We start from the raw sequence: 4,245 nt of genomic DNA, 5'->3' as shown, positions 1-4,245 counted from the left end.
GACACCCCCGAAAACAGAGCTATAACCAACCGTATCGGGTAAAAGGAAAAACGTATTACCCGTTGAAAAGCGCCAGAGGCTATAAAGCCAAAGGAGTGGCATCCTGGTATGGATGGGAATCTGGGCATCGGACAGCTATGGGATCACGCTTCAACCCCAACGCACTAACCGCCGCGCATCGCACACTTCCCTTGCCTTCACGGGTGCGAGTGACCAATCTAACAAACAAACGATCAGTGGAGGTGATCGTCAATGATCGTGGGCCATTCATCACGAGTAGACTAATCGATCTGTCCCATGCCGCCGCCAAAGCACTTGGCATAAAAGGAACGGCTCGGGTAGAGGTGATGGCGCTTGATTAGATCCTCTTTCTCAACGCTTCGAAAGCTTGCGATCGACATCTTCGAAAAAACGTCGTCCTAGTGATCTCAAACGGTCACTGTCCCCTTTCGCCGCACAATGCACAAACGGCAATGCACCCGAACCGTATCAAAACGGGTCTGAAAATCGAGCCCAGAACGAGGTAAACCGGTAATCCCACTGATTTCCCCCTCGTCATCTGCTTACTTCATGACATCTCTCAACAGGCGAAACGACCACATCGAAGTCGTTCAATGCGCCGCACTGGCCACCGCATAAAGCGGCGAATAATCAGCCTGCCAGAATTTCTCGAGCTGATAAAACTCTCGCGTTTGAGGCTTCATCACATGGACGATCACATCCCCCAGGTCCACCAAGACCCACTCGCCACCACCCTGCCCTTCGACGCCGAGCGGCTGGACCTCGTTATTTTTCGCCTCGTCAATCACGTGCTCAGCCAGTGATTTCACGTGCCGTTCCGAAGTACCGCTAGCGATTACCATAAAATCTGCAATGCCGGTTTTTTTCCGAACGTCTATTACTTTAATGTCCTTACCCTTGCCATCATCTAAAGCCAGCAATACAACCTGCAACAATTGATCTGTAGTCATGTGTCTATGCAAAAGGATTTTCTCCCAATTGAATTATCGTCATTTGTCATTCTCTAGGACCGGAAAATGCCGCGAAAATCTCCCTTGAACGCGCCCCACGACCTTAGAGTCTCTACCGTTTTATGCCATTCTCGTTCAATAAGCTCACGGCGTAGCGAATCGGGATTGCATAGCTAATTCCACTCGGCCGCTCAAGAAGATTCTCTTTCGTCTCCTGGACAAAGACCTTGTTAATTATCCCAACAACGCTACCGCTTTTGACATCGTACAGCGGACTCCCGCTGTTTCCCGGGTAAGCCGTCGCATCGAGCTGAAAAACATCGTAGGGCTCGGAAAGTCGACGGATGATTTTGGGGTTCAGCCGCTGCGACGTATGTGCCGGGATCGCGATGGGACTTATGGCAGAAACGATTCCCCGATGTGTAACCGGATTAAGTCCCAGAACCATGCCGATCGGGTATCCCGTAAAGGCGTATGACTCTCCCTCCCGAACCTTACTCGAGTCTCCTAATCGCATAAATGGCAAAGGCGACCCGCCGATTCTTAGCACAGCAATGTCATGAGACTCATCCGTTGCAATTTCAATAGCCTGTCGCACGCTTTGCTTTTCGCCGTCGCGAGTGAAAACAGCCAACATTTCGAATTTTGATCTGTCAATCGCTTCCGGAAGAACATGTGCGTTCGTCAAGATGTGCAAGCCGTCGCTAATCGCGAAACCAGTCCCCCGGAAGATCGCCGGCGGGGTTCGCGTTCTTTGATAAGTTCCGATCCCGACGATGGCCGGTTTAATCTTTTCTATTATATCGGGCAGTTCGTCGGCATGAATTTTGGCGCTAAAGCCTAAGCTTGTACTGAAAATTCCGATACCGGCTAGACACAAATTCTTGAGTCGCATTCAAATCTGTAAGGAAAGAATTCGCCACTAACAATTATCCGATGAATCGATCGGCTCAGGTTCTGTTTCTATTATGATTAGGCACTATTCGTCAATGCGCTTAGTGAGAAAAGAAGAGCTTGCCATTCACTCTGGCCTGGTTTACAAGAATCGCTCCTACGCGGAATAACCTCTCGTGGCAATCCGGTGGGCCACGAGACTTTTAGGCCAAACGTGTTTATACACTTAGGGCATTTGGACGCGATTCGCAAGCAATCGGCAGTCCACACTAATAATTACTCCTATACAGCGCTCTTCTACGATGCATCCAAACCTCGTCAAATGGTTGGTCTACCCTGTTCATGAACGGATGGTAAGCCGCCCCACGTTTACCTATCTAGCCGAATTGGAAAAAACACAGTGGCTTTCGCGTGAAGCGGTCGAAAGGATGCAGATGGAGAAATTGCTGGCCTTGTTGCACATAGCCGATGATCATAGCCCTTGGCATGCGGAACGAATCCGTGCGTCGGGCCTCGACTTAACCGCCAGTCGCGACCTAACCTTCGACGATCTTCGCCGCTTGCCGACAATGAACAAGGCGGACGCGTCCGTTAACAGAGATCGCATAGTTTGGAAAAACGTTCCGGGAGGCGCGCATCGCTACAATACAGGAGGGTCAAGTGGCCAACCGTTGATCTTTTATTTCGGCAGAAAGCGGCAAGCTGCTGATGCCGCCTCGCGCATGCGCGCACGCCGATGGTGGAAGATAGAAGTTGGTGAACCCGAAGTGTTTTTATGGGGGGCGCCTGTAGAACTCAATAAAACAGATCTTGTTAAAAAAATACGGGATCGACTCTTTAATCAATTGCTTCTGAATGCCTTTGAGATGTCGGAGAGCAGGATGAGCGATTATCTCAAAATAATTCAATCATTTAATCCCGCCTGCATCTATGGCTACGCGAGTAGTTTGAGTCTCTTGGCATCCTACGCAAAGAGCCGGAACAGGGTCCCGAAGTTGTCACGCCTCAAAGTTGTGTGCACCACCGGAGAGCCCCTATTTCCTGAACAGAGAGCGTTAATCGAGGAAGTCTTCGATAAACCTGTATCGAATGAATATGGATGCCGCGACGGTGGGTTGATTGCGCTCGAATCGCCGCAAGGCCAAATGCTGGTTAACAGCGAAAGCCTCATTGTCGAGATTTTGGACGATAACGGGATGCCCGTCGCCCCCGGTGAAATTGGAGAAGTTGTTGTCACAAACTTATGTTCGGAGGCTCAACCGTTTATCCGTTACCGCACCGGCGATATGGCACGACAAACCGACGAATTGTGCAACGTAGGTCGTGGCTTACATGTGATCTCGGAGATCATGGGCAGAACCACCGATTTCGTAGTTCGCCCCGATGGAACGATCATGCACGCCCTGGCGGTCATCTATGTGCTACGTGCAATCGAAGGGGTTCACGAATTCAAGATTATTCAACCATCAACAACTCAACTTGATGTTATGGTCGTTCCAAGCCCCATCTGGCACGAGAGCGCAAAGGATGAAATCGTGAAACAGCTGCAGAGCAGGATGGGACGAGACGTACGGGTAGAGGTCAATACGGTGGATAACCTACCGCCGGAGGCTTCAGGAAAATACCGTTACGTTACCAGCCATGTGCCGTTGCCGGAAAAGCTGGAGATCCGATCCTGATCTCCACTTTGAGGGCACTCTTACAAAACCAAGATATTTTTGCTAGTCCCTCTCGACCTGGACCATGATACTTGTGCCCGGCTGAATGTGTTTCTCGATCTTAGAACCATTCCACTTGCGCAAGTCAGCCACACTGACTTTAAATCGTTTCGAGATGGAAAACAGCGTATCGCCTTGCCGAATGGTATAACTAATCGACTGCGAAGACTTAATCCCAGAACTAGCGATTGCCAGCTTCTTGGCGGCGTCCTTGTTCCAAAGCACTAAATTTTGGCCAGCCTTGACGCCAGTTTTTGCCGATACACCATTCCACTTAGCTAACTGCTCAACATCAACGGAATGTTTCCTTGCGATAGACCAAAGCGTGTCACCCGGCTGAACGGTATAAGTCGACCGTTTATTTAGAGACTCAGCAGATTTTCCTTTTGCGGAAACTGCCGCAACACTGTCCCCGCCTCTGATTTTCCCGATTACTTTGCCAGAAGGCTTGGACGCAAAAGATACGACGCCCCGACCACGGCGTGCTTTTTCTTCTAATTTGCCTTTTCGCACCTTCTGGAACTTACCGTTCTTTTCGGAGTAACTGCCATGTGCCCTGCCGGATTCCCAAGCAACGTCAGCATTTGCCAATTTCGAGTCCCGCGCAGCGATCAGCTCGTCAGCGATCGATGGGCGCCCCCCATCTAGAGGTTGGCTTTGTT

At 50.3% G+C, this 4,245-nt stretch carries 5 protein-coding genes; 2 read left to right on the top strand and 3 right to left on the bottom strand.

All coding sequences use genetic code 11. The features are described from left to right. Nucleotides 1–362: septal ring lytic transglycosylase RlpA family protein (locus tag ABJK70_RS21155; RefSeq protein WP_347259027.1), on the top strand; the 362-nt coding region annotated here is incomplete at its 5' end. 249 nt (nt 363–611) lie between these two features. Here the strand turns inward: ABJK70_RS21155 and rsfS are convergent. Both rsfS and ABJK70_RS21145 read right to left on the bottom strand, forming a co-directional pair. Continuing rightward, entirely contained in the window at nt 612–971 is a 360-nt protein-coding gene (rsfS, locus tag ABJK70_RS21150) for a ribosome silencing factor (protein WP_077727969.1), read from the bottom strand. A gap of 112 nt (nt 972–1,083) precedes the next feature. Then, nucleotides 1,084–1,866: a serine protease gene (locus ABJK70_RS21145; protein WP_133716949.1), complete on the bottom strand. Its 783-nt coding sequence runs from the start codon at nt 1,864–1,866 to the stop codon at nt 1,084–1,086. Nucleotides 1,867–2,167: 301 nt separating this feature from the next. On the opposite strand from ABJK70_RS21145, the gene ABJK70_RS21140 reads away from it, so the two are divergent. After that, nucleotides 2,168–3,544: an AMP-binding protein gene (locus tag ABJK70_RS21140; protein ID WP_077727967.1), complete on the top strand. Its 1,377-nt coding sequence runs from the start codon at nt 2,168–2,170 to the stop codon at nt 3,542–3,544. A 42-nt stretch (nt 3,545–3,586) separates the two neighbouring features. Here the strand turns inward: ABJK70_RS21140 and ABJK70_RS21135 are convergent. Continuing rightward, nucleotides 3,587–4,245: LysM peptidoglycan-binding domain-containing protein (locus ABJK70_RS21135; protein WP_347259026.1), on the bottom strand; the 659-nt coding region annotated here is incomplete at its 5' end.

The sequence above is a fragment of the Methylocaldum sp. genome (assembly GCF_039794385.1).
Lineage (GTDB): Bacteria > Pseudomonadota > Gammaproteobacteria > Methylococcales > Methylococcaceae > Methylocaldum.
This window is presented reverse-complemented; position numbering and strand designations above follow the sequence as displayed.

Excerpts from the sequence above, each read along its gene's own strand:
- rsfS (WP_077727969.1), bottom strand. The coding sequence starts at position 971 with ATGACTACAGATCAATTGTTGCAGGTTGTATTGCTGGCTTTAGATGAT.
- ABJK70_RS21145 (WP_133716949.1), bottom strand. The coding sequence starts at position 1,866 with ATGCGACTCAAGAATTTGTGTCTAGCCGGTATCGGAATTTTCAGTACA.
- ABJK70_RS21140 (WP_077727967.1), top strand. The coding sequence starts at position 2,168 with ATGCATCCAAACCTCGTCAAATGGTTGGTCTACCCTGTTCATGAACGG.